Source organism: Spirosoma lacussanchae (genome assembly GCF_005870035.1).
Taxonomy (GTDB): domain Bacteria; phylum Bacteroidota; class Bacteroidia; order Cytophagales; family Spirosomataceae; genus Spirosoma; species Spirosoma lacussanchae.
This window is the reverse complement of record NZ_SWJG01000004.1, coordinates 263,164-290,056: the sequence shown is the minus strand read 5'-3', so window position 1 is coordinate 290,056 and position 26,893 is coordinate 263,164. Positions and strand designations below refer to the sequence as shown.

Here is a 26,893-nt window from a genome sequence, read left to right as displayed (position 1 = left end):
ACACGAGAGACAGATGATGGGCTCATTGGCTATTCTGTTTAGTATTTCTTAAACAGAAGGCGCAAATTCTGGTTTTTTATTGATGTAGGAGTAAAAATACCAGCGATTCGTGAGCAAAACAGTGCACATTTTACTGATCGAAGATGATCAGGACGACGTGGAATTGTTCCAGTACGCTTTGCATTCGAGCCGGGTCATCTGTCAGCTGGAGGTGATCATGGATGGTGATCGGGTGCAGTCGCACTTGCAGGCGAGTACCAAACGCCCCGACGTCATCGTCATGGATCTGAACCTGCCCCGGATTTCGGGTCGCGACCTCCTGCAGCAGATACGGACCCTTGATGGATTTAGCCAGGTGCCGCTGATCGTTATGACTACCTCGTCGGCCGACGACGATCGCATTTTCTGCCTGGCCAAAGGAGCCAACCAGTTTATCATCAAGCCCAGTTCGCTGGATGCATTTGCTCAGATAGTAGCGGCCATTGTCGAGCTGGCTCTAACCGGCAACCAACCATCCCCGCATTAGTTACCCCCTTCTTCCAGTACCCGTTGTTCCCGTTCCCGGCGTTTGCGTTCCCGACGTTCCTGGCGCAGTTGCCGACGTGTTTTTACCGTATCGGTTGGAGCTACCTCACCCGTTGCTGCATCGGGCTGTACCGTTGCGGGGGCCGATTCGTTCCGGCGTTCGTCTTCGCGCCGACCCCGGAAGATACGCCGGAGGAAGTCATCAATTCCCTCGCTCTCTTCTACTTCGCCCTCCATTGGATCGGTCATGAGGCTGTCGGGCTGGTAGAGACTGTCTACGGGAGCAATCTGACGGCGCAGTCCTTCGCGCAACCGGACGCTGTAAAAGCCATAAGCGCCTGAATCGGGCTCGGTCAGACCCCGTTTGGCCATGAGTCGGCCGATGATCCGGAAATACCCACGCACATTGCGTACCTGAAGCGATCCATCGGGCAGGAACCAGTCCAGCGCCCGTTTGGGGCGGGGAACGACAAACGCCAGAAAGATACTCTCGCCCAGATCCAGTTGGGCCGGTGATTTGCCGAAATAATAGCGGGCTGCTTCACCAATGCCGTAAATGTTCCGACCCCATTCGATGATATTCAGATACACCTCATACATGCGATCTTTCGGAATCAGGCGCTCGTTCTCGATCAGCCATACAATCAGTATTTCTTCGACTTTACGGGAAAGGGTCTTGTTCCGGCTCAGGAATGCGTTCTTGACCAGCTGCATGGAAACCGTACTGGCTCCGCGCTTGAACGACTTTTCCTTGAAATTGGTCGCAATGGATACCCGAAACGCCTTTTCGTTGAAACCTTTGTGGGTGAAGAAGTTATAATCTTCGGAGGTTAGCAGCGCATTCCGAAGATCGGGCGCGATCTGGTTCAGGGGTGTATAATCCGGATTTTCGGGCCCGACAATAATGGGACGCATCGGCTTCCCCTGTTCGTAAGGTGTATAGACAAACGGCTGGTTAATGGCTGCAAAATCGGTTCTGCCCATTTTCAGGATACGGAATCCCTGCGGAGTTAAGCCCGAGTTGAACTTAACGGAGTCGGGGAGGGAGGTGTCGAGCTGAAAGGCCAGGTCATATTTAAGCTTGCCCGTCACCTGCATACCCTCCAGCGACTCGAACAGTCCCTGCGGAAACGAGTTGAACAGGGCTTGTGCATCCATCGCATCGGTATGCAGCTGCAGTTCGTAAATTTTGCTGGGTGAGAGCGTGTATTTGACAAACGGGCGGGCGCTGACCTGGCCCAGCTGCAGAGTAGAGGAGCTGTCGATGCCTACGTAGTTTTCGCCGACAAACACGTTGGCTTTCATCGATGCGGTCGGCACGAGTACATCCGTACGGGCAATGGCGGGGTGGTTGATGCGCAGGTTCCGGACCGAGCCCGTGCCTTCGAGCCGGAACTCGCCCCGCTCGCGATCAACGTCGCGGAGTTCAAAGCGAACGGTGTCCGTTTGTAGTTTAAGCTCGTATTTCTTCTGAATGTACGGGAGTTCGAGCGGTTTTGGCCGGCCTGCGGGACCTTCGGCAAACAGAGCCAGGTCATACTCCCGGTCGGCGGGGTCGGCGGTTCCGGTGATGTGCCAGGTAGCCAGGTTCCGGTTCAGCAGCAGCGTGGAGTTAACGACCTCATCGCGTATCGTGGCCGTCTGGGTCAGCAGGCTAAGGGTGTCGTTATTGTCCATACCCCGAAACTCAACATTGCGTACGCTGAGATTGTCGGGAATCTTAGACAGCAGGTTATCGATAAGGTTCTCGGCCACGTCGGCCAGGTCGGTCCGTCGCGTGGTTTGGGTTTCGGTAGAGTCGCGCTTTTTCCGGCGCAGCAAGAAGTCGATGTTGGTAAGCGAGTCGCGTTTAACCACCTGAATCAGGCCGTTATCCATCGTCATAGCTGAGAGCCCGATTTTGCCAGCCAGCAGCGGCCAGAAACGAACGCTCAATTCAACCGTGCCGATGCGGGCCAGACTATCCCGCTCTTCAGGGACGACCGAAATGTTGGTAAAGGCGATTGAACTCAGTCCCGTAAAGCGGGCTGAGCCTATACGAACGTTGAGATTGTAGTCGCGTTTGGCTTTACGAACTGCCCGGTCGAGGGCGGTTTGCAACAGGCTTTCACGCCGGGAATAGGCGTAACCAGCCCCAATGCCAGCTACTATAAAAAGACCTAAGAAAACCCAGCCGACAATACGGAGGATTTTACGTTGACGATACGTCATGCTGAGAAACAAATGCTCGGAAGCGCAAAGATAGGAATTTGGGGGGAAGGGCAAGGGATTTATGGCAGGGGTATGGGGGCAGGCCCGCCCGCACAGCGGCACCGGATAGCCGTTTTCATGGGCCATCCGGTCAGGGCCTGATCCCCGTCCCTATACGTCCGGCGCTGCGTCCTGTCCCCCTTACTTAAAAGTCGAGATGGCAATTAGTCCAGCCATCGTCGAAACGGGTACCGAACTGCTGGTAGAAACCAATAGCGGGCTGGTTCCAGTCCAGCACCTGCCACATCATGCCGGTACAGTTCGTCTCGTGGGCCATTTCGATGGTGGCATCAAGCAGTAGTTTACCAACGCCATAGCCCCGAAAGGCTTCGGTCACGATGATATCTTCCAGGTAAAGCCGCTTGCCTTTCCAGGTCGAGTAGCGAAAGTAATAGACCGACATGCCCACGATCTTCTGGCTGTCGGAGTCTTCGGCAATGAGTAAGCCAAAAAGCGGGTTGGGACCAAAACCGTCTTCGGCCATTTGCTCAACGGTGTTGGTTACCTGGTCGGCTGCTTTTTCGTACACGGCTAGTTCAACGACCAGATCAAAGGCTTGCGGAATGTCGGCCCGCGTGCCGGGGCGAATAGAAATCATGCAGGGAGTAATGAATGATGATAGAGATAGAACAAATGGGGGCTAGTTGGTGAACGAAATTAACGGTTCATCGCTCATCATTCACTATTTTATTCCGCCATTTGTCCAGAGCAGCCTGAAAATCATCGGGTAAGTCAGAGTCGAACTGCAGCCAGGCCCGGGTTCGCGGGTGAACAAACCCCAGCGATTTAGCATGGAGAGCCTGCCTGGGAAGGAGTTTGAAGGCATTTTCGACGAAGGCTTTGTAGCTGCCAACCGGGTTTCCCCGCAGTATCCGGTCTCCACCATAGGTAGCGTCGTTGAAAAGCGGATGACCGATGTGTTTCAGATGCGCCCGAATCTGGTGCGTACGGCCCGTTTCCAGGTTACACTGCAGCAACGATATATAGCGAAGAGATTCGAGGGTTTTGTAGTGGGTAACGGCCCATTTGCCTTTAGTCTCGTCGCTGTAGATGGCCTGCACTTTGCGGTCTTTCACCGAACGGCCAATGTAGCCGGTAATCGTCCCCTCGGCCGGGTCGGGCAGTCCCCAGACCAGTGCGTTGTAGGTACGTTCGATGCTGTGCTCAAAAAATTGCCGGGCCAGATGCGTCATGGCGTATTCGGTTTTGGCAATCACCATCAGCCCGGAGGTGTCTTTATCGATGCGGTGAACCAGCCCAGGCCGGATGGTGCCGTTGCGGGTAGTGGGCAGGTTCTGGAAGTGGTATACCAGGGCATTGACCAGGGTACCGCTCCAGTTGCCATGAGCAGGGTGTACAACCAGGCCAGCCGGCTTGTTCAGCACCAGTAGGTCCTCATCTTCGAAAACGATGGTAAGCGGAATGTTTTCGGGCAGGATGTCGGTATCGCGGGGCGGGTGGGGGAGCGATACCGTGATGACATCGAGCGGTTTAATTTTGTAACTGGCCTTGGTGGGCTTGTCATTGACCCGTACCGATTCGGTGTCGATACCCGCCTGAATTTTAGTTCGGGAAGCATTGGGTAGTCGGTCCATCAGGAACCGGTCAACCCGCAACAGGCTCTGGCCTTTATCCACCACAATGCGGTGATGCTCGTAGAGTTCGTCCTCGTCTTCTAAAATTTCTTCGCGGTCGTTGGTCACCCGTATCATTGATTAACGCAGTTTTGAGCCGTTAACCAAGCCACGAAGATACGAGGATGAGCGATATTTTGGCGCAAATGGCCGCGTTGGCAGCCGACTCACCCCTGCAACGGGTCGTTAATCCGTGGGCCGCTCTCGGGTTGGATGAGCCAGTTAAGTCCATTCAGCTGTACCTCAAACGGGATGATTTGCTGCATCCCCAGGTATCGGGTAACAAGTGGCGGAAGCTGAAATATAACCTGCTGGCGGCCCGGGCGCAGGGCCATGATACGCTGCTTACATTTGGCGGAGCCTATTCCAATCATCTCTACGCGACGGCCGCGGCCGGGCTGGCGTTTGGATTTCGGACCGTCGGTATCGTTCGGGGCGACGAACTGGCCAGCCAGCCACGTAACCCCACGCTGTCGTTCTGCGAGTCGTGTGGTATGCGGCTACAGTTTGTCAGCCGGGCCGCGTATCGGGATAAGGACAAGCCGGCTTGTCTGGCTGAACTGGTCAGTCAGTTTGGGCGCTGTTATATACTGCCCGAGGGGGGCGCCAATGAACTGGCACAACAGGGGGTGGCTGAGCTGATACCGGAAATTCAGGCACAACTGGGCCGTGCGCCCGATTTTGTGGTCTGTCCGGTAGGTACGGGCAGCACCTGGGCCGGGCTGGTGGCGGCCGCACCGCCCCAGACCAGCGTGCTTGGAATCGGGGTGCTGATGGGGGCGGCTCAACTACCGACGATCCAGGCTGCGGTTAAGGCGCGGCCGACCGCTGCTACTACTGCGGTACTCGACTATGCCCTCGGAGGCTATGCCAAAACCACCCCACCGTTGCTGGACTTCATCCTGGCGTTTGAGAACCACACGGGGGTGCCGCTCGACCCCGTCTATACGGCAAAAATGCTGTACGCGTTGTCTGACCTGACCAGGCGTGGGCATTTCCCGGACAATGCCATCGTCGTGGCCATACATACCGGTGGATTACAGGGCCGCAACGACCGTATTATGAAAGGACGATGACCGGCGCTGGCCAGCTTTCCAGTACTCAGGCGGGCAGATAGATACAGAACCGCGCTCCCTGGCCGGGTTGACTGACGGCCTGGATAGCGCCCCCGTGATTATCCACGACTTTCTGAACAATGGCCAGGCCGATGCCGGTTCCGCCGTACTGGCTTCGGCCGTGTAGCCGCTGGAACATCTGAAAAATACGGTCGGCGTATTTCTCATCGAAGCCGATGCCGTTGTCAGTAACCGTGATAAGGTAGAAGCGACTGGCCGTGCTGATGGGGTGGAGCTCTTCGGGGAGGTCGGCCGACGAAACGGTTTCGCAACTGATTTTGATACGGGGCACCACGCCGGGCTGTCGGAACTTGATCGCGTTCGTAATCAGGTTCTGAAAAAGCTGACGCAGCTGGGGACCATCGCCTTCTATGGTCGGCAGTGGCCCGGTGTCGATGATGGCGCCTGACTCCTGAATTGATAACTCCAGATCGTTAAGTACACCACTGATGACCTGTGGGATGGACACGGGCCGAAAGGCGCCGGGCTGGTTCCGGATGCGGGAAAAAGCCAGCAGGTCTTTGATAAGCATCGACATCCGGTCGGCTGCCGACTGCATGCGCTCCAGAAAGTCGACCCCATCGCCCAACTGGCTGGCGTAGTTGGTTTTCAACAGATCGCCGAACGACTGAATCTTGCGGAGTGGCTCCTGCAGGTCGTGGGAGGAGACATAGGCAAACCGTTCCAGGTTTTCGTTTGAGCGTTGCAGATCGAGGTTGGCAATCTGCAACGCCCGGGTCCGTTGAGCTACCTGCTGTTCCAGATCGGTAGCAAACGATTTCTGATCGTGTATGTCAGTACAGGTGCCAAACCAGCGCAGAATTGGGCCGGGCTGTCCATCGGCTCCTGCGTCGCGCATGGGCAGGGCCCTGGCCAGCAGCCAGCGATACGCGCCATCGTGCCGACGCATGCGGTACTCGATTTCGTACGGATCGCCCGTTTGCAGGCAATGCTGCCAGATGGCCTGCGTGCGGGCTACATCGTCGGGATGGAGCACCGTTGACCAGCCTTCGCCCATCGACTGGTCGGGTGTCAGGCCGGTAAAGGCGAACCACTGCCGGTTATAAAAATCGTGGGTTCCGTCCGGTTGGGTGGCCCAGACCATTTGGGGCATAAAATCCGTTACGAAGGTAAACTGCCGGATACTATCGACCAGCTCTTCGTTGGTGGCAATCAGTTGCTGCTGAATCGTTACTTCATGGGTAATGTCCTGCAGGGTGCCGTTGAGCCGGTATGGGGTTCGGTCGGGGTTGAAATAGGCTTTTCCCTTGGCCCGAACGATCCGTTCAATTCCGGTTTGGGGATTGGTAATGGTGTAGACCGCATCATACAGGCCACCTGATGTATACTGCATGGCTTCCCAGATCGCATCCGTAACTCGCTGGCGATCCCGATCGATAATGACATCGAGCGCAGTTTGTAACGGAATTTCGGCATATGGGGGTAGCCCGAACCATTCTTTCAGCCGATCATTGCCCACAAAGCGGTTGGTGATGGGGTTCAGGTCAAAGGTTCCGAGCTCGGCTGCGTCGATAGCAAAACGAAGCTGTTCTTCGCTTTCTTCGGCTTTGCGGAGTACTGTTATTGCCTTCGTCGTTTCGGTGCAAACGACCAGCACGCCCCCTACCTCACCTGATTCGTCCCGGACAGGGCTGTAGCTAAACGTCCAGTACACGTTCTCCAGCCTGCCGTTCCGGAAGATCGGAATAAGCTGATCTTCGCTCCAGGTGGCTTCTCCGCCAGCAAATACCTGATCGATGAGTGGTTTTATAACGGGCCAGGTTTCGGGCCAGCACTCCTCTCCGCGCTGGCCCAGCGCAGTAGGATGTTTGCCATCATTACCCAGGCTGGGGCGGTACGCATCGTTATAGAACTGAATAAGGGAGGGTCCCCAGAAAAGAAACATGGGAAACCGGGAGGCTAGCAGGATACTAACCGTTGTGCGCAGGCTCTGTGGCCATTGGTCGGGAGATCCTATTTCGGTTTTCGACCAATCATAAGAACGGGTCAACGTACCCATGTCGCCCCCGCCGGTCAAAAAAGGGTACGAACCAACAGTATCACTAGTATTCATACATTACGTTGAGCAAATCACGACAGACATGATCTGATACCCCGAATTACCTTGTTTGAGAGAGGAAGAAAAAGAGATAACACCCCAAATATACGAGCTGTTGAGTTTGTCAGAAATGGCTCACTGCGATGTACTATACTCTTTACCGACAGGATTTGTTTGTAACCATACCCCGAAACGGATTGTAAGGCAACACTCTGGGGTGTACGTCCCGAAAAACGCAGCCGATACTGAGTAAATTGACTAGCCTGTAGACTTAGAAATTTAGAGGGTCCAGGGTCGTTTCCGGATGTGATAAGAACTACGTATGCGCTGGTTAGTTGTTTGGGTAATGCTGGGGGTGATAAACAGAATAGATGCCCAGCCGGTCGGTCAGAAAGCGGACGGCTACCGTGGCATCTGGTACTATATCGGGAAAACCGGCAACGCCTATGCGCATAAATACAGTGGTGGGCTGGGCACGTATCCGGCCAATCATTATCCGTTCTCGGTCTATGCACCGGCCGTCCAGAAAACGTTCTTCTGCTACGGCGGAGTTACCGATTCGACTTCTACCGAATTAGGACACTTTGTTGGTGTCTACGATCATCGGACTAAACTGGTGTCAAAACCAACGTGGCTGCTCAACAAACAAACCGACGACGCCCACGATAATCCAATTATTCAACTGGATGATAAAGGGTACATCTGGATTTTTTCAACCTCACACGGTACCGAACGCCCATCCTATATTCACCGAAGCCGGCAACCGTACGACATTGCGGCTTTTGAGCGGATACCCGCCACCCGGCAGAACGAAGCCGGGCAGCGGGTGCCGTTCGACAATTTCTCCTACGTACAAAGCTATTACCAGCCGGGGCAGGGGTTCCTGAACCTGATGACCCACTACGACCGGGGCGTCCTCCGATACGGAGCCAACAAGCCGCGCCGGACAATGAGCTTTATTACTAGCCCCGACGGCATCAGCTGGTCGGCCTGGCAGGACATCGGCCAGATCCAGGAAGGGCATTACCAGACCAGTGGGCAGCGTGCTAGTACCATTGGCACATCGTTCAATTTTCATCCAGATACCGAAAAGGGAAGCGGGCTCGATTACCGGACCAACCTGTACTACGTTGAAACCACCGACTTCGGCAAAAGCTGGCATACGGCCGGTCAGGAACCCGTATCACTGCCACTCACCGAGCCCAAAAACAAGGCGCTTGTCAAGAACTATCAGCAGGCGGGCCTGAATGTGTACATCAGTGATCTAAACTTCGACGCCGATGGCCATCCGGTTATACTATACATAACCAGCAAAGGACCCGAACCCGGTCCTGAGCAGGGTCCTCACCAATGGCACGTTGCCCACTGGACCGGTGCCGACTGGGTGATTCATGACATAGCGCAGTCGGACCATAATTACGATATGGGCTCGTTGTATATAAACGGGAACAACTGGCAGATTATAGGCCCTGTTGAGCCGGGGCCGCAGTCGTATGGCACGGGCGGTAGTCTGGTCCGGCTCGAGAGCCGCGACGCGGGTAAAACCTGGCGTCCGAGTCGTCTGTTAACGCCCGGCAGTACCCGCAACCATGCGTATCCGCGTCGGCCGGTTGGGTATCAGCCCGGCTTCGTAGCGTTCTGGGCAGACGGCAATGCCCGCCAGCAATCCGCTTCCTATTTGTATTTCTGCGATGAAAGGGGGCAGGTATTCCGGTTACCTCCTACGATGAAAGCCGATCAGGAAAAGCCAGTTCCTGTTTTCGGAAGACCCAACAAGTAGGCCGTGAAGAAGTTGGTTACAGCGTTTATTCGTCAGGCTCCGGCGCCGTCTAGGGCTGCTTACTCAGAATGATCTTGACGGAATCGGCGCGGAGAATGTAGCCAATGTCCTGTTTCTGAACGGCATATCCTTTGTTGTCGATAATCAGGCTGTCTGTGCGTATGGACCAGGTAAAAGGCGTATCTCTGGAGAGCATACCCATCTGAACGTGATTGGTTCCTTTGCCACCTTCGCTAAAAATATAAACGGAGGTAATGTTTGTCAGGCTGGCCATTCGGCTGCTGTCGAGCCCCCGGGTCGAATCGACATTATAGGTGACCGTAAACTGTTTGCTGATGAAATCGAAGTAGCGAATACCCGAATTGCAGCCGGCCAGCGAGCCGGATAACAAGAAGTACCCGAAGTAAAAACTGGCTTTCTGGTGATTCATGATGTTGGGGAGTTAATCTGGTTCATCCGTCGGCCGTCAGGAGGGATGTTAATTGACTAAGGCTGGGAGTACGAACTGCCCAAAATCGTCGATAAATACCTCCTGGTCCCGATTGACATTGTGAAGGAAGAGCTGTTCGAAGCCAAGGTCGATATCTTCCTGCAGCCAGTCTATATGCTGACGGGGATCGGCCGATATACGAACCAGTTTGTCAACCTCGCTCAGATTGACCAGTTCGCCAAGTTGATCGAACTGTTCGGGCCGACGCAGATCGGTCAATACCGCATTCGGGAACACATTACCCCGCCACTGATCGTAGGCTCCCTGCCGGGCGGTCGAATCGCTGCGGGCGTAGGAGAGCTGAACCTTCAGGTACATAGGTTTGCCTGCGCCACCTCCCCGCCGAAAGGCATCAACTACCGCCCGAAGCTGTTGAGGAGGTTGTGAAATGGTCAGCAGACCGTCGGCCCAGCCACCCACCCATTCGGCCGTTGAAGGGGTTACCGCAGCCCCGAAAAGCAGAGGATGCTCACGCGGGCGAGTATACAGGGTGGCTTCCTCTACCGTAACGAGTCCGTGGTGCGTCACGGTTTGTCCATCCCACAGAGCCCGGATAATATCGACACATTCGCGGAGTCGGGCGTTTCGGTCGGCCTTGGCCAGCCATTTAGCCCCGGTAATCTGTTCGTTCAGGGCTTGCCCGGTGCCCAGTGCCATCCAAAAACGCTGTGGAAACAGGTCGGCCAGCGTGGCTGCTGCCTGGGCAATGATGGCCGGGTGGTAGCGCTGCCCCGGTGCATTGACAACGCCGTACGAAAGCGACGTTGCCTGCAGGGCCGCGCCGAGCCAGGACCAGGCAAACCCGCTTTCGCCCTGCCGGTTGCTCCAGGGATGAAAATGATCGGACGACAAGGCGGCTGTAAAACCGGCCTGCTGAGCTCGCTGGGCGTAAGCCAGGAGGCTGCTTGGGGTGAACTGTTCGTGCGAAACGTGATATCCTATAGCTAGTCTCTCCATCGAATGAGCCGAGTAAGTAAGGTCATCATTAGCGGGGATTGACGACAGGCGACGGTACGACCGATACCGTTGCTGATACAACCCAAAAATACCTGGAAGGGGCGAAAATTGGGGCACAGAAGCAGGCAACGGCCCATCTGGACAGCCATTGGTTCATTTGCCTGAGCAAACCGGTCTTGCAAATGGTTGGGCAGGTTGACGGGGCGGGTTTACTTCCGAACGCTGGCCCGTCGTAACCGGTCGTTCATGGCGAAGCCAAGCCCCTGGTTCGGCAGGGGTTCCGCGTATAGCACATCGACGGGTAAGCTGTCGAGAGCGCGGAGGTGGGCAAACAGATTTTTGGCCGCTTCGTTCAGGTTACCGACGGGCGATAAGATCCGTTGCCGGTCTGACGGTATGCCCCCAAAAGGTTCTCGAAATACCAGTGCACCCACCCGGTCGGCAGGGGGCGGAGACTGGCCGGGCGGCAGTAAGATAAGTGGTTTGCGGGGCGCGTAATGGCTGCTAAGCATGCCCGGAGCGGCCGGGTTCGAGGTCGAGTGCGTACGGACCGATACGGGGCCGATAATGGCTTCGATCTGATCCAAAGCCAGACCACCGAGCCGGTAAACGGTAGGCCCCTGTTCATCGAATCCGACGATGGTCGATTCAAGCCCGACCTGGGCGGGGCCACCGTCGAGAATATACGGAATCTGGCCGCCCAGCTGATCGGCAACGTGTTGGGCGGTTGTGGGGCTGATGTAGCCAAACGGATTGGCACTCGGAGCAGCCAGCGGAAACGGGAGCGCGCGTAAAAGGGATAGCGTGAGCGGATGATGGGGAACGCGGACAGCTACCGATGGCAGGCCCGACGTAACCAGATCGGGAATGACAGACCGGCGCGGCAGGAGTAACGTCAGCGGACCGGGCCAGAATGCCTGGGCCAGTTGCCGGGCGGGGGCGGGAATGGCACTGACAAACTGAAAAACTTTCTCGAGCGAATCGGTATGGACGATGAGGGGATCGAACGACGGTCGGTTTTTAACCCGGAAAATAGACAGCACCGCATCGGGGTCCAGGGCGTTGCCTGCCAGGCCATACACGGTTTCGGTCGGAATGCCGACTACCTGCCCCGCCTGAAGAAAAGCCGCTGCCCGACCAATGTCTGTACCAATTTCTGCCATCATAATCGGCAAAGATACGAGAAGACCAGCTTCTGATGGTAACAGCTGGCCCGCTGACCTACGGTCTACTCCATAGGTCAGCGGGCCGGAGCAGACTAGTGAACGCCCCCCGGACCATGAACGTGGCCGTGAGCCAGCTCGTCGGGGGTAGCGTTGCGAACCTCAACGACTTCAACATCGAAGTGCAGGTTCTGATCGGCGAGGGGGTGGTTCGCATCGACCGTAACCGTTTCCGGACCAACGCTGGTGATTGTAATGACCTGGCCGTCGTTGGCTTCAAACTGCATCCCGACTTCCACTTCCTGGCCACCAAAAGCCCGGCGCGGCACTTCTTCAATAAGCTGCGGGTCGCGCAGGCCGTACCCTTTTTCGGGGGGTACATCGAGGCTGAGTTTATCGCCCTTCACGCGGCCTTCCAGCCCTTCTTCCATACCCGGTATCAGGTTGTTTTCGCCGTGTAGATAATACAGGGGGGCACGGCCTTCGCTCGAATCGAGTACATTCCCGGCATCGTCGCGCAGGGTATAATGGATGGCCGCTACCTTGTGTTTTGTAATATTCATAACTGTCTTCTGTATGCGCTGGTTGGTCTTGTATTCACAACTACTGAGCGGATAAATTGGCTTTTTTTGCCTTCTTTTTTTTGGCAGATCTGCTGGGCGGTATTGCCCCGCAGGCAGGAAATTGCCTGCCGGATCGGGCCAGATCGTTCAGCTTAGCGATGTAAATGAACGCAATTCTCCTTTAAATTAACCCATTATCATAGAAAAAGACAGCGCCTGGCCGGGCCGAAAAGTTGATTCGTCGATCATCAGAGCCCTTCAGACCGGTTTCAAAACCTGCCCGGCCGACCGATTGGTGAACCCGCTTTTACAATACAGACAGGCAGCCAACGATTAGGGCTATATGGTCAGATAACGGCTCAGCTACAGCCTGCCGGGCCCAACCGGGACCGACGTAAATAATAACCTGATTCCGCTGACTAGAATAACACTATTGTTCGTTTAGAAAGCGTTTGGCATCTGCTTTGTTGACCAGCCCCGGAACAGTATCTTTGTCTATATGAATGAAAAATTCAGAATGTGGCTCAAACGGGTCGGCTGGGCAGGGTTTCTGTTTTTCCTGATTAAAGGATTACTCTGGCTGATCATTCCGTATCTGATTGCGAAAGGTATTTTGTCGAAATAACAGGCCGTTCTGCCGGCGTTGATCACTAGTGCCGAACTGATCTCCCAAGCCTTATTGAGTACTTGGTGTACAGCATCAGTCGGCGGGGCTCGACTTCCGGTTAGGAGGTGGCTTAACAAGCTCTTTTGTTCGGTTGCTTATGCGACAACTTTCCGTATGGAGTGCCCTTCGTTTGTCGATGGGTTTTTTATGGCTGATTTCATTTTTTCTGCTGCCCAAAGCGGCAGAAGCATCCCACATCATTGGGGGCGACGTCAGTATGCAGCAGCAGGGGGGAGAGCCCGGGCTGTTTCGGCTACAACTCAATCAGTACTGGGATGAGAAACAGACCGGTAAGGATACGCGCGATGCGTCGGTCCGCCTGCTGATCTATCGGAAAAACAATCCGGTATTTGTCGAAGCCATTACGCTTAAGCTTCAGGAAACGCTGCCGCTCGAGTTTGCTAATTCTGCCTGCGCGGAATTTCGGGAACTCGAGTTTACGGAAGCGCGCTATTACGATGTCGTTCAGTTTGATCCCCAGAAATATACCGACCCTGGTGGGTACTACATCGTCTGGGAGCGCTGCTGCCGAAACGACGATCTGACCAATACCAATTCGGCCATTGCTGCCGGTGTGGGCATGGTATTTTACCTCGAGTTTCCACCCATGATTCGCGGAGGTCGCCCGTTTGTCAATTCATCACCGGATTTCAAATTACCCAACGGGGATTACATCTGCCTGAATAAACCGTTTACGTATGATGTCAGCGCGACCGATGCGGATGGCGATTTGCTGCTGTACACCATAGTACAACCCTTCAACGGGTACACAACCCGTTCGGTACCGTTTAGTGTGTCCGATGCCCCCCGGGCCAGCTATCCACCTATTACCTGGAATCGGGGGTACAGTCTGGCCAACGTTATACCGGGTAATCCTCCGCTGACTATCAACACCACTACCGGGATCGCTAACGTACGGGCCAACCGGGAAGGGCTTTTTCTGTTCACTGTGCAGTGCGAAGAGTATCGGAATGGGCAACGCATTGGCGTAGTCCGACGCGATATACAGCTGCCCGTTGTCGATTGTTCTAAAAATACACCCACGCCTGCCGTCATTTCGGTTAACAACAAGCCCGTGAGCGGAGACCTGGTCTGGTGTGGCAGTCAGCCCCTGGTGTTCAGAGTCGACAAAAATGAAAACTACCGCTATCAGTGGCAGCGCGATGGGGTGAACATTGCGGGTGCCAACGCCGATACGCTCGACGTCAAAACCGTTGGAAAATACACGGTGGTGACCAGTCAGGCAAAAATCTGCGCTAACGATACCGTATCAAAGCAGGTGACGGTTTCGTTTGTCACGGCCCCAACCGTAAAGCTCAGGCTGGAAGGAGCGAAACCGTTCTGTTCGGGCGATACGATTGTGCTCCAGGCAGAGGGGCAGCCCGGCTATCAGTATCGATGGCGTCGCAACGGGGTCGTGCTAACTGCTCAGGAAACGGCCTCTCTTCGGGTAGCCCAGTCTGGGCGCTACGAAGTGCTGGCCCGACCGGGTGCTGCCGTTTGTGAGGGGCTGGATTCGCTTAGCCTGACGTTTTTCCCTCGCCCTGAAGCGCGTATCAGCGCGGCCCGACCGGACCTATGCCCCGGCGACTCGGTACTGCTGACCGCCACGAATCAACCCGGTAGCCGGTTCGACTGGCGACGGGATGGCACCCCGTTTGGTGATACAATCAACCGCGTGCAGACCCGCCTGGGTGGAACGTTTCGAGTGAAGGTGACCAACCCGAGTGGGTGCTCGGCCGAATCGGCCCTGCTGACCATCCGGCAGAACGAACGGCCCACGGCCCTGCTGGACTCGATTCCCCCTCTGTGCGGCTCGCCCGAATCGGTCGTTACGCTGAATGGGCAGCCAGTCGGAGGGGTGTATAGCGGCCCGGGGGTGAATGGCAATCGGTTCGATCCAACCCAGGCAGGCACCGGGCGTCACCCGATTACGTACCGGGTCACCTCCGCACAAGGCTGCCGGGCCGAGCAGACCCGGATAGCCGTCGTCTCGCCCGGTCCCAAAGTAACGGGACCTCCTTCATATATTTTGTTCAAAGGCAACAGCGTACAGATAAAAACCCAGGCCACCGAAGAAATCGGTCAGTATATATGGAGCCCGCCGATGTCGCTCAGCCGTCCCGATGTGCCCAACCCAATAGCGAGTCCGCTCGTGACAACACCGTACCAGCTCACTGCGATCAGTACGGTAGGCTGTCCCACCAGTTTTTCTATCGTGGTCGAAGTCGTGGAGCCCATGTATATTCCGTCAGCTTTCTCGCCCAACGGCGACGGCCTGAATGATGTGTGGGTAATTCCAAACGCCGGTCAGTTTCCCAACTGCGACGTAGCGGTCTACAACCGCTGGGGCGAGGTGATTTTCCAGTCGAAAGGATATACCGTACCCTGGGATGGTACGTCCCGGCAGGAGCGGGTCAGCCCTGGTGTTTATACGTATCGAATCAACACCGGCGAGGGCCCTTATTCGACCACTTATCGGGGGCAGCTGACGGTTATCTACTGACGATTGGCTTTCCCATTCACTCATTTTTCTGACTGACAGGCAATTTTTGGTGATCGGTATACCGTTTACTCAACAATCGGGGGCTTTGCCCTGAACCGTACCGCCATTCCTTACGCTTTTCAGTACCATCGGGGCCGGTTCAGGGGGAAGTCCCTGAGAGTCGGAGTGCGTAGCTCCGGGTCTGCCGCGGCAGACTGGTTGTTTCAACGTTTAACATAACCCAAGATGACTAAGAAAACGTATTTAGGATGGGCGCTGGCCCTGTCACTGTTTGTAGGATCAACAGCGCTGGTGTCGGCCCAGACCCAGAATGCCGTCGGCCGTGCCGATTCCTCGGGCACCATGACTACAACATCCACTACGGCAGAAGGCACCCTGAAAGCGGGGGGCTCAACGGGCCGTGATCTGACCATCAGCGCGGCCAAATCAGCCGATCATACCGTTCTGTTCCGGGCACTTCGCATATCGGGGCTGACGGAGCAGGCTAGCGGCAAAGGTCCCTATACCGTATTTGCGCCTACCAACGAAGCCTTCAGCAAACTGCCGGAGGGGGCGCTGGACGCCCTGCTGAAGCCGGCAGGCAAGCAAAAACTGGTGAAGCTGCTGGCCTATCATGTCGTTAAAGGTAAATTCTCGGCAGAACAGCTGCAGGACGGCCAGAAACTGAAAACAGTAACGGGAGGCACCCTGACGGTTAGCAAGCAGGGCGATGCGATCACGATTACTGACGGTCAGGGTAGCGTAGCCACCATCAACCAGGCCGATATTGAAGCGACCAACGGTATGATTCATTCGGTCGATACCGTGCTGATGCCCACCGGCGCGAAGTAATAGTCATCTGACCAGGCATCGTAGGCCTGCCAACCCCTTGCTGTACTCAACGGCAAGGGGTTTTTTATTGGCTACGGTATAATCGGCTGGATGACCAATGGTGTTGCCGTAAGTATAATTACGTGGAAGGCTCTCTTTTACGCGGGCGTTGTGTTCGTCAATGACCTGATAACATACGCATAACATCCAGTTATGATTATTTAGGGGAATTTTTTAATTATTGCTGTTTTGTTTCTTCCAGACAGGCAGGATTTGTATTTGCCGAAGTGATAATTGATTCGCCGGGAAAGTGGCTAGCGGGAGCTGCTCAGGGTTTATTATCATTCCTTTAAATACACAATTACTCAATTCTCCAACGGACCGTAAGCAGAACTTTGCACCACCAATTAATTAATCAACTATGACTAATTTCTATCATCCCAATTCACTCGTTTCGTTGTCAACACGGTGGCGATTGCTGGTCGTTTTACTGGCGGGCTGTAGTCTGATCGGCTCGGCGCAGGCCCAGCAACTGGCCCGGCTGTCGGTTGAGCGTTCGGGCCAGTCGGCCCCTGCCGAGATAACCATAAGCGGACGGGTTACTGATGCATCTACCAACGAGTCGCTGGCTGGCTGTACGGTTTTGGTAAAGGGCACGCAGAAAGGAACCACCACCGATGCCAACGGCGCTTTTCGGATTGTAGTACCCAACGAAGACGCTGTGCTGGTCATCGGCTTCATTGGTTTCGTGTCGCAGGAAGAACGGGTCGGCAACCGCACAACCATAAATGTGGCGCTTAAGCCGTCGGCTTCCGAGCTGGCGCAGGTCGTCGTTATCGGCTATGGTACAACGACCAAAAAAGATGCTACCGGGGCGCTGAAAACGGTGAAAAGCACCGAGTTTAACCGCGGTATCATCAATTCGCCTGAACAGTTGCTACAGGGCAAAGTGGCCGGCGTCAACGTGACCTCGGTCAGTGGCGAACCGGGCGCGCGGCAAAGCATCACCGTTCGCGGACCCGGCGGGGTGCGGACCGGCAGCACCCCCCTGTTCGTGCTGGACGGTATTCCGCTCGATAACTCCAGCACCGGAGGAGCTACCAACCCACTCAGTTTCCTGAACCCGCAGGATATTGAGTCCATCGATGTGCTGAAAGACGCATCGGCAACGGCCATCTACGGAGCCCGGGGCGCCAACGGCGTTATTCTGATCACGACCAAGAAAGGCAAGGCCGGGGCTACAAACCTGACCGTTTCGGCCAATGTGGGCGTATCAAACATGGCCCGACCCATACCGCTTTTTACCGCCGACGAGTTCCGGCAGCAGGTGACGGCCATAGGGGGCGTTGTCGACGACCAGAAAGCATCTACCGACTGGCTGAAGGAAATCAGCCGGACGGCCATCACGCAGGATTACAACCTATCGTTCGGTGGAGGAGCCGATCGGCTGACCTATTACGGTTCGTTCAGTATGCAGAACCAGGAGGGGGTACTGAAAAACAGCAAACTCAACCGGTTTACCGGGCGGTTCAACGCCACTCAGAAATTCCTGAACGATCGGCTGGTGCTGGATGTGAACCTGACTGCGTCGCGTCTGTTCAACGAGCGGCCCCCGATCGAGGGTGTACTCGGCGCGGCTCTCTCGGCCAACCCTACGTTCCCGGCTTATGACGCCACGGGTGCACCAGCCCGCTACCAGGCCTTTACCAACCCGCTGGTTTCGCTCGATCTGCAAAAGGATATCACCACGACCAACCGGGTGGTGGCATCCATATCACCTTCCTACAAAATCACCAAAGACCTCGTCTATAAATTGAATCTGGGTGTTGATAATGCCTCATCGACGCGTGACCTGCAGTCGCTGGCCAGCCTGGTTCCTCAGCAGGACGGACGGCTCGAAAGTATCTACACGACCAACCAGAACATCCTGATCGAGAACTACTTTACCTATACGCTGGCCAGAGGGCAGCACAGCGTATCGGCCTTGCTGGGACACTCGTTCCAGAAGTTTACGCTGGGTGGCCGCAACTGGAGCGTCAACAAGTTTCCGATCGGCCCCATCGAGCCCATCAATAACCCCGGACTGGGCCAGGATCTGACGCTGGCCAACAACCGTCCGGGTGGTTTTGCGGTGGAGAATGAGCTGCAGTCGTTCTTTGGCCGGTTAAATTACCAGTTTCGCGATCGCTATCTGCTGACGGCTACTGTACGGGCCGACGGGTCGAGCAAGTTCGGCGCCAACAATAAGTACGGTGTTTTCCCGTCGTTCTCGGCCGGATGGCGGTTGTCGGAAGAGGATTTCCTGAAAAACGGGCCTTTCTCCGACCTGAAACTGCGGGCGGGCTGGGGCCGGACTGGTAATCAGGAAATTCCCTCGAAGATTACCCAGGCCCTGTTTACCTCGAGCGTATCGAATACGACCAGTTACCCCCTCGATAACTCGACGACCTACCCCGCCGGTACGACCTACACCCGACTGGCTAACCCCGATATTCAGTGGGAAGTATCGACCCAAACGGACCTGGGTCTGGATTTCGGCCTGCTGAAAGGTGCCCTGACGGGTTCTGTCGATTATTTCCGGAAGGTTTCTGGCAAAATCCTGCTCGAAGTTATCCCGGCTGATCCTATTCAGCCAGCGGCTACTTACTGGACCAACGTGCCCGATATGACCATTACCAACCAGGGTGTGGAACTGGATCTGAATTATCGGTACGTGAGCCAGGGCGGCTTCCGGTTCGATCTGGGTGGAAATATTACGTTCATTAAGAACCTGGTCGAAGGTTCGCCCTACTCGGTCATCACGTCGGGATCGGCAACTGGACCGGGCCTGACGTCGGCTACTGTCAACGGCTACGTGAACGGGCAGCCTATCGGTACATTCTTTTTGCGGGAGTACATCGGTATCGATGATAAGGGCCTGAGCAAATACACCGACCGCGACGGCGACGGCCAGGGCGGCACCGACAAAGACCGAATTGCAGCAGGTAGCGCTTTGCCTACGCGTCAGTATAACATCAACGCCAGCATGGCCTACAAAGGCTTTGACCTGACCGCCAACTTCAACGGAGTAGCCGGCAATAAAGTATACGACAACACGGCCAACGCCCTGTTCTACAGAGCGCGTCTGGTGAAAGGGCTGAACGGCCCCGCCGAAGCCATTGGCGAACCCAACGAGTCGATCAACAACGCGGCTCCGGTGTCGACCCGCTTCCTGAAAGATGGTGCCTTTTTCCGGCTAAATAACCTGACCCTGGGATATAACCTCGATCCGAGTCGAATCGGGATGAAGCGCTGGTTTGCCAACGCCCGGCTATCCGTAACGGGGCAAAACCTGTTCGTGATTACCAAATATAACGGCTTCGATCCGGAGGTAAATACCGACCGCACGGTGAATGGGATTTCGTCATACGGGATCGATTACCTCAGTTATCCGAAAGCGCGCTCGTTTGTTTTTGGTCTGAACTTAACCTTTTAGTCAATGGTCAACATCGGCCGGGCTGTGCCGGATCGTCCGGTCCGAATCCCGGCTGCTGTTGACTCGTAACTCAGGATATAGTATGAAAAAAATAGTTATTTCATCATTGATGCTGTTCGGCCTGCTGGTTTTGAATAGCTGTACCGATCTGACAGAAAATGTACTGGACGAGTCGTCGGTAACGGGTCTGACCGACCGGCAGGCCGCCGACGGGAATCTGGCGCCGGTGTACGCCCGCCTGCCGGATCTGTTTACCCATACTAATTACTTCGCCGTTCAGGAAATCTCGACCGACGAAGCGATTCTGCCCTACCGGGGCGGCACAGACTGGGGCGACAACGGGATTTATCTGGCGCTGCACCAGCACTTGCCCACCAGTACCGACCCCAACCTTCGCAATACCTGGCTGATTCTGGCGCAGGGCATTTCGCGCTCGATTACCGCGCTGAATACCCTCCCGACCATTAATGATCCTAACACGAAGGTATACCTGGCCGAGGCCCGGGGGATGCGGGCGTACTATAACATGATGCTGCTCGACCTGTTCGGCCTGGTATTCAAAAAAGATGACCCGCAGGCCACGTCGCAGATCCTGCGGGGAGAGCAGGCCCTTGAGTACGTAAAAAGCGAACTACTCGCTGCCGAACCCGACCTGCTGTCCACCGTTGGACCCGGTCGCCTGACCAAGGGGGGCGCCTGGGGCCTGCTGGCCCGCCTGTATCTGAACGCTGCCGTGTACCGCGATCCCTACGCAGCCCAGTTCGCTTTCAAAACCGAAGACATGGACAAGGTGATCGAATACACCGACAAAATCATCAGCTCGGGTCAGTATCAGCTGGCGCCTGACTATTTCTCGGTTTTCAATGCCGACAACCATACTAATAAAGAGCTGATTTTTGCGGTGGATCAACGGGCAGAACTGAACGGACACAATCGGCTGGCGTACTTCTCCCTCTCGGGCGATCAGTTTCCGCTGCCTGCTTTCACGGGGGCAAACGGCACCGACGGTCCGGCCATCACGCCTGACTTCTACCGGACGTGGGTAAACGCCTACGCTCCGCAGGACCCGGCTGGTATCGACCCGCGTTTTTACCGGAAGAACCTGAATATTCCGGCCGACTCCTGCATGACGGCGGCTAGCGTTGTGATGGACCGGGGTATCCTGCGTGGGCAGCAGTATGGTCTGCTGCGGGTAAACGGTGCGTTTGTTCGCTGCGGGAGTAATTACCGGGTTGGTAAATTATTTCACATCACCCGCAACCGGCCAACCCTGCCGGTCAATTTCACCGAGCAGATCGACTTCAGCGTAGCGGGTAGCAACTACAATACCGGGTATCGTGTACTGAAGTATGAGTTTAGCCCGAAATCGCAGTCGGGCCGTAACCTGGGCGATGTCGATATCCCCATTGTGCGCCTGGCCGATGTGTATCTGATGCGGGCCGAAGCCAAGCTGCGTAAGAGCAGCGACGCAGCTGGAGCGCTGGCTGATGTTAACGCAGTTCGGGCCTCCCGTACGGCCAGCACACCGGCTCCAGCACTGACCAGCATGAGTCTGGACCTGTTGTTCCGGGAGCGCGGGTTTGAACTGTACTGGGAATGCCAGCGCCGTACGGATATGATCCGTTTCGGTAAATACGAAGGCACCTGGACAGAGAAGACAAATGCCGACCGGCAGAAGCGGCTTTTCCCCATTCCGCAAACGGCCATCGATGGCGCTTCGAACCTGCCGGGTTATCTGACTCAGAACGCCAGTTATTAATTCTGCGTAACGTTCGCAGTAGGGTATATAGTCATCAGGTGGCCAGGGCTGCCTGATGACTATTTGCTATACGCCATACCTACCGGGCTGGGGGTGATAGCCCCCCCTTCCCCAAACACCACTACCTGTTTCTTTATGAAAACACCTGTACTTCTTGTTTGTCTGTGCCTGCTTAGTTTTCTGTCGGCCGCGCAGCCGCGAGCCTATAAACACCGGTCGGATAAGCAACGTCTCGATGACCGTTCGCCAGCCATCATGCCCTATAACCGGCTTACCCAGTCGGCCGGCACCGTGCTGAGTTATGGCGATCCGAAACTCGAGAACCATACGCTGGACATGGCGGTGCTGCCGGGTCAGACGCAGCTGGTCATTGAGGATCGGTACGGCATTGCGATACTGGACCGGCCGAGCCGCCGGATCGTGCACCGGTGGACGTTTCGCGATGTGCCGGCCTACAAAGCACTGATGAGCACGTACTCCGGTATCGAGGTGTTTACCCATCAGAACCAGACCTATATCGTCTGGGGCGCGTCGGAGCGCGAAAAAGGCCAGTCCGGACTCATGATTGCTTCCTGGGCCGATGGTAAAATAGGGAAAGTGGAGCTGCTGCCGTTCGTGCCGGTTGCGCCGGCCCCTATTGCGCTGGCCAACGATGTAGCCGTGCGGGCTGAAGGCGGTGAGACGTATCTGTACGTGGTGCTAAACGGCAATAATCAGCTGGCCAAGGTTCGGTTTTCGGATCGATCGGTGGTCTGGACAGCCCAAACGGGTGTTGCGCCATTTGGGGTGGCGCTGGCGGGTGATCAGGCCTACGTAACGAACTGGGCCGGACCCGTGCCCGACTCGACCAGCACCCACGAAACGGCCGGTGTCCCCTGGGGCGCTGCCTACATCGATCCCCGTACCGGTGCCATGGCCCGGGGGTCGGTAACGGTAATCGACCTGAAAACGGGAAAGCCAGAAACCAGCATCAAGGTAGGGCTGCACCCGAATGCTATCATCAGTCGTCGCGATGGTCGGGTGCTTTACGTAGCAAATGGTAACAGCGATAACATTTCGGTCATCGATGCGCAAACCCGGCGGGTTACCGATTCAATCGCCGTGGGGCTGTTTGGCGGTCAGACGGCCTACATTGGCAGCACCCCCAACGCCCTGGCGCTCGATCCCACCGAAACAACGCTTTATGTGGCCAACGGTCTCGACAATGCTCTGGCCGTTGTTTCGCTGGCCGACAGCAGCCGGGTTCGGGGCTACGTGCCGACGCAGGCTTACCCGGCCGGGATTCTGTGTCTGGGTAACGAGTTGTACGTGGCCAACCTCGAAGGGAACGGGGCGCGTATTGCTACAGCCGTTGAGCTGGGAGCGAGCCAGACATCCCAGCCGCAAAAGACCGGTCAGCAGGCCTTTACAGCGCATCGGCAGCTGGCAACGCTCTCCTGCATTGCCGTGCCGACGGAGGCCCAGCTGGCGAACTATACGGCTGATGTCCGCAGGATGACCCTTCAGTTTCGGCTGGCCCTGGCCGAGCAGTTGCCCAGACCCAACAGGGCGCCCCAGCCGGTACCCGAGCGTATCGGCGAGCCATCGGTCTTTAAACACGTGGTGTACATCATCAAGGAAAACCGGACTTACGATCAGGTACTGGGCGACATGCGCGAGGGGAAAGGCATGCCGTCACTGTGTGTCTTCGGCGACAGCGTAACGCCTAACCAGCACCAGCTGGCCCGCGAGTTCATGCTGCTGGACAACTATTACGTGTCGGGCAAGTCGTCGGCCGAGGGGCATCACTGGGCCGATGCAGCTATGGTTACCGACTATACCGAAAAAAGCGTGCGGGCCTGGTTCCGGTCCTATCCGCACGTGCTGTACGACGCGCTGGTCTACAACAAAAAAGGCATGATCTGGACCAACGCCCTCGATCACGGTAAAACCGTCCGGATCTACGGCGAAGCCTGCACCTGCGAATTCGATAAGAAACAATACGACTGGCAAAAGCTCTACCAGATGCGACAGGTTGGACAGCCGTTTTCGTTTACCAATACCACTACCATTTCGCGGGTAAGGCCTATTCTGGCGATGGACTTTCCGGGCTGCGATGATGAAACGATCAACGATCAGATGCGGGCCGACGCGTTTATCCGGGAGTTGAACGAAGCCAGTGCCCGCCCCGGCGACGACTGGCCGAACCTGATGGTGATGTCGCTGCCCAACGATCATACGGCCGGGATGAGCCCCGAATTTCCGACTCCGCGCGCTATGGTAGCCGATAATGACCTGGCCGTAGGGCGGATTGTCGAAGCCATCAGCAGGAGCCGGTTCGCGGCCAATACGGTTATTTTCATTACCGAAGATGACTCGCAGTCCGGCTGGGACCACGTGTCGGCCTACCGTACGACCGGCTTCGTGATCAGTCCCTATTCACGCCTTCGACGTACGGTCAGAACCAATTACAACCAGACGTCCATGATCCGGACGATCGAACAGATTCTGGGCCTGCCGCCCATGAACGTGATCGACGCAACGGCGCTACCCATGTTCGACTGTTTTACCGACAAGCCCGATCCGGCGCCCTTTACCGCTTTGTCCAACCGCGTCCGGCTCGACGAGATGAACAAACCCCTGTCGAGCCTGCGCGGCCGGGCGCTGCATTATGCCCGTGAATCGGTTGAACAGGCCGAGGAAGGTATCGACACCGGTGAAGACGAGTTGATGAATGAAATTCTGTGGTTTGCCACGAAAGGCAACGCGCCTTACCCTCGATTTCGGATGGCTACCGACAAACAATAGTGGGTGGTGAATGTTCTATCGGTGTAGTAGATTAAATGAAATCCGAAACAAACAACGTCATGGAAGATCCCGAAAAAGAAGATATCCTGCGTGCCAAACAGGCTATTTCGCCCGCTGGTTTAGGCGACCGCTCCGACAAAGCGACCCGACTACCCGGTAACGACTCTCCGGAAGACACGCCGGTGAGCGGCATGGATACAACCCCGGCTGATGATGCCGAAGAAGACGATGTGGCTACCACCCACCCAAACCGGAACCGCGACGGTAAAGTAGATATCGATAAGCCGCCCTACAGTTAAGGGAAAATGGGTCCTGAAGAAGGCGTTTCGAGAGGAACGCCTTCTTTCGTTTAACGCGTCTGTATAACCAATACCTAATCTCACGCGTTATAAATAGGCGAGCAGAGTCAACGTATGAACATGAATAAAAATAGAATTGGACTACTAATCGGCGTCATTGCCGGGATTATTATCGTGTTTTTTGTGGGTCGTTACCTGTTTACTCAGCGGGCTGCCGACCGGGAGAAGCAGGCTCAGGTAGAGCAGGAGAACGAAAAACTGGCAGCGGCTACCCAAAGTCTGCACCAGGTTTGCCGCTATGCCGATTCAGTCGGGATCGATACCAGTCGCTTTGCCGTCGGCGCTCAGCCATCCCTGGCCCAGCTTGACGATAAGCGGGCGCGGCTGTTGCTGGAGATCCGCTACGGCAAGAAGCCATCGCGTATGGAGTTCGACGGGCTGAAAGAAGCCGTTGACTCGTCGTGGGCGCAGAAGGCCGATGTATCATCAATGGATGGTATGCTGGCCAGTGCAGCTACGTTCGGCCCCTACAAACAGCTGGTGGGCCATTATAACCGGCTTCGGAAGCTGGCCGGTAGCCGCCCCGCCATGGCCGATTCACTGCGGATTATCCGGCAGTCGCTCAATTTCTACCGATACACCAATCGGTTTGCGGGCGATCGGTTTGTGGTGGTCAACATACCGGCGGGCGAACTCAATGTATTTGACCGGAGCGGCCGGCGTCTGCTGCCGATGCAGGTCATTGCCGGTAAAGCCGACAAACGGACTCCCTGCATGACAACAGCCATCCAGAACATCGTGGCTTACCCGTACTGGAACGTGCCAAAAAGTATTGCTACCAAAGAAATGCTGCCCAAAATTCAGCGCGATGTGGCCTTTCTGTACAACCAGAATCTGGAGGTGCTGGACGAACGGAATAAGGTTGTAAACCCGGAAGATGTTGACTGGGCCAGTCTGTCAGAAACAAACTTTCCGTACCGTATCCGGCAGGCTTCGGGTTGCGAGAATGCCCTGGGACTGATCAAGTTCGACCTGATCAACCCGCTGGCTATCTATCTGCACGATACGAACGGGCGGGATATGTTTACCCTTACCGCCGACCGCTGGCGGAGTCATGGCTGCGTACGGGTACAGAAACCCGTCGAGCTGGCCAACTTCGTGCTGGGCAAAGAAACATTCGACAAAGGATTCATGAACCGATGCCTGATCGATCAGAAACCGCAGACGATGGCCGTGGCCAAACCGTTTCCGGTATTCATCGCCTACAACACCGCTGATGTAGACGCGGCCGGGCGGCTCCGGTTCTACAAAGACGTGTACGGATTCGACAAGTAAGCCGACTGTTTCAGGTAGTCCTGATTGGGGGCGTAAACGAACAGACAGGTGCCGCCCTTGACGGCCTGGATGATGTTTTTCGAGTCGGCGTAGGGTACGGCCGGGCAACCCTGGCTGCGACCCAGCCGACCGGTTTTCTTAATAAAATCTTCGCAGGCATAATCGGCGCCGTGCAGAACGATGTTGCGATTATAAACCTGGTCATTAAAGCCTTTCTCGAGCCCTTTGAGCTGAAGAGACAGACCATGTTTACCCATGTAAGTATTCAGCGTCTGGTAAAAACCCAGACTGCTCTGAAATGAGGCATTAACGTTCGAGAAACGGCTGGCCATCAGATCGCCCGAATGCTGACCGTGGGCCACGTAGGTGTTGAACAGCAGTTTTTTATTGAGCAGGTCAACGACGTAAAGCCGTTTTTTGGTAGAGGGCTGACTCAGGTCTACTATAGACAGGATTGGCCTGGAGGCTCCCATTTTCTGCCAGCCACGCAGGGCGTATTCGAACACCTCTTTCTGAAGGCCCGACTGGCCCAGATTGAGCAGGTCATATACCGCAAGATGACCGAAGGATTTGCTGGAAGCGGCCGTTTTTACAGACGATGTGGGCGTGGCAGAAGCAACTGTACGGGTAGCGCTGGGGGCGGTGCTGGCTACATTCAGCAAGGCAGTCAGAGACAACAACACGACAATTCTCTTCATAAGGACAAGCGGCTGTTAGAG

Annotated in this window: 20 protein-coding genes; 11 read left to right on the top strand and 9 right to left on the bottom strand. The window is 55.8% G+C overall.

All coding sequences use genetic code 11. The features are described from left to right. Nucleotides 1–109 precede the first annotated feature (109 nt). Entirely contained in the window at nt 110–526 is a 417-nt protein-coding gene (locus FBR45_RS17065; protein WP_138504480.1) for a response regulator, read from the top strand. Here FBR45_RS17065 and FBR45_RS17060 read toward each other — a convergent pair. From FBR45_RS17060 to FBR45_RS17050, 3 genes are all read right to left on the bottom strand, one after another. After that, entirely contained in the window at nt 523–2,736 is a 2,214-nt protein-coding gene (locus FBR45_RS17060; protein ID WP_138504478.1) for a transglycosylase domain-containing protein, read from the bottom strand. The genes FBR45_RS17065 and FBR45_RS17060 overlap by 4 nt on opposite strands. Nucleotides 2,737–2,920: 184 nt before the next feature. Beyond that, on the bottom strand, nt 2,921–3,373 hold the full coding sequence (locus tag FBR45_RS17055) for a GNAT family N-acetyltransferase (protein ID WP_077923398.1): 453 nt from the start codon (nt 3,371–3,373) through the stop codon (nt 2,921–2,923). A 67-nt stretch (nt 3,374–3,440) separates the two neighbouring features. Then, on the bottom strand, nt 3,441–4,487 hold the full coding sequence (locus FBR45_RS17050) for an RluA family pseudouridine synthase (RefSeq protein WP_138504476.1): 1,047 nt from the start codon (nt 4,485–4,487) through the stop codon (nt 3,441–3,443). A gap of 47 nt (nt 4,488–4,534) precedes the next feature. On the opposite strand from FBR45_RS17050, the gene FBR45_RS17045 reads away from it, so the two are divergent. Further along, nucleotides 4,535–5,485: a 1-aminocyclopropane-1-carboxylate deaminase/D-cysteine desulfhydrase gene (locus FBR45_RS17045; protein WP_138504474.1), complete on the top strand. Its 951-nt coding sequence runs from the start codon at nt 4,535–4,537 to the stop codon at nt 5,483–5,485. Nucleotides 5,486–5,510: 25 nt separating this feature from the next. Here FBR45_RS17045 and FBR45_RS17040 read toward each other — a convergent pair whose 3' ends face one another. Next, the gene (locus FBR45_RS17040; RefSeq protein ID WP_246082279.1) at nt 5,511–7,430 is read right to left on the bottom strand and encodes a PAS domain-containing sensor histidine kinase; all 1,920 of its coding nucleotides are present in this window, start codon (nt 7,428–7,430) and stop codon (nt 5,511–5,513) included. Nucleotides 7,431–7,905: 475 nt separating this feature from the next. Here FBR45_RS17040 and FBR45_RS17035 point away from each other — a divergent pair, with 475 nt between their 5' ends. Next, entirely contained in the window at nt 7,906–9,363 is a 1,458-nt protein-coding gene (locus FBR45_RS17035) for a BNR-4 repeat-containing protein (protein ID WP_138504470.1), read from the top strand. 49 nt (nt 9,364–9,412) lie between these two features. On the opposite strand, the gene FBR45_RS17030 is transcribed toward FBR45_RS17035, so the two are convergent. The 4 genes from FBR45_RS17030 to FBR45_RS17015 form a co-directional block, all read right to left on the bottom strand. Further along, nucleotides 9,413–9,793: a hypothetical protein gene (locus FBR45_RS17030; protein ID WP_138504468.1), complete on the bottom strand. Its 381-nt coding sequence runs from the start codon at nt 9,791–9,793 to the stop codon at nt 9,413–9,415. 48 nt (nt 9,794–9,841) lie between these two features. Then, on the bottom strand, nt 9,842–10,810 hold the full coding sequence (locus FBR45_RS17025) for a TIGR03885 family FMN-dependent LLM class oxidoreductase (protein ID WP_138504466.1): 969 nt from the start codon (nt 10,808–10,810) through the stop codon (nt 9,842–9,844). Between the two features lie 209 nt (nt 10,811–11,019). Continuing rightward, nucleotides 11,020–11,973 (bottom strand): L-threonylcarbamoyladenylate synthase, encoded by a 954-nt coding sequence (locus FBR45_RS17020; protein WP_138504779.1) that lies wholly within the window; start codon nt 11,971–11,973, stop codon nt 11,020–11,022. 95 nt (nt 11,974–12,068) lie between these two features. Beyond that, nucleotides 12,069–12,536 (bottom strand): FKBP-type peptidyl-prolyl cis-trans isomerase, encoded by a 468-nt coding sequence (locus FBR45_RS17015; RefSeq protein ID WP_077923392.1) that lies wholly within the window; start codon nt 12,534–12,536, stop codon nt 12,069–12,071. A 499-nt stretch (nt 12,537–13,035) separates the two neighbouring features. On the opposite strand from FBR45_RS17015, the gene FBR45_RS26765 reads away from it, so the two are divergent. The 8 genes from FBR45_RS26765 to FBR45_RS16980 all read left to right on the top strand — a co-directional run bounded on the left by FBR45_RS26765 (nt 13,036) and on the right by FBR45_RS16980 (nt 26,174). Then, nucleotides 13,036–13,161 (top strand): hypothetical protein, encoded by a 126-nt coding sequence (locus FBR45_RS26765; RefSeq protein WP_255376586.1) that lies wholly within the window; start codon nt 13,036–13,038, stop codon nt 13,159–13,161. A 139-nt stretch (nt 13,162–13,300) separates the two neighbouring features. Further along, nucleotides 13,301–15,709, top strand: a complete 2,409-nt coding sequence (locus FBR45_RS17010) for a gliding motility-associated C-terminal domain-containing protein (RefSeq protein ID WP_246082278.1) — start codon at nt 13,301–13,303, stop codon at nt 15,707–15,709. A 225-nt stretch (nt 15,710–15,934) separates the two neighbouring features. After that, complete coding sequence (locus tag FBR45_RS17005) at nt 15,935–16,540, top strand: fasciclin domain-containing protein (protein WP_138504464.1); 606 nt, start codon at nt 15,935–15,937, stop codon at nt 16,538–16,540. 400 nt (nt 16,541–16,940) lie between these two features. Beyond that, a complete protein-coding gene (locus FBR45_RS17000) occupies nt 16,941–19,994 on the top strand; it encodes a SusC/RagA family TonB-linked outer membrane protein (RefSeq protein WP_138504462.1) in 3,054 nt (1,017 codons plus the stop codon). A gap of 82 nt (nt 19,995–20,076) precedes the next feature. Then, the gene (locus tag FBR45_RS16995; protein ID WP_138504460.1) at nt 20,077–21,753 is read left to right on the top strand and encodes a RagB/SusD family nutrient uptake outer membrane protein; all 1,677 of its coding nucleotides are present in this window, start codon (nt 20,077–20,079) and stop codon (nt 21,751–21,753) included. Nucleotides 21,754–21,888: 135 nt separating this feature from the next. Next, nucleotides 21,889–24,540: a YncE family protein gene (locus FBR45_RS16990; protein ID WP_138504458.1), complete on the top strand. Its 2,652-nt coding sequence runs from the start codon at nt 21,889–21,891 to the stop codon at nt 24,538–24,540. 59 nt (nt 24,541–24,599) lie between these two features. After that, nucleotides 24,600–24,839: a hypothetical protein gene (locus FBR45_RS16985; protein WP_138504456.1), complete on the top strand. Its 240-nt coding sequence runs from the start codon at nt 24,600–24,602 to the stop codon at nt 24,837–24,839. Nucleotides 24,840–24,959: 120 nt separating this feature from the next. After that, on the top strand, nt 24,960–26,174 hold the full coding sequence (locus FBR45_RS16980; protein WP_138504454.1) for a L,D-transpeptidase family protein: 1,215 nt from the start codon (nt 24,960–24,962) through the stop codon (nt 26,172–26,174). Here the strand turns inward: FBR45_RS16980 and FBR45_RS16975 are convergent. Further along, nucleotides 26,144–26,872: a murein L,D-transpeptidase catalytic domain family protein gene (locus FBR45_RS16975; protein WP_138504452.1), complete on the bottom strand. Its 729-nt coding sequence runs from the start codon at nt 26,870–26,872 to the stop codon at nt 26,144–26,146. The two genes, FBR45_RS16980 and FBR45_RS16975, sit on opposite strands and share 31 nt — an antisense overlap. Between the last annotated feature and the right edge of the window lie 21 nt (nt 26,873–26,893).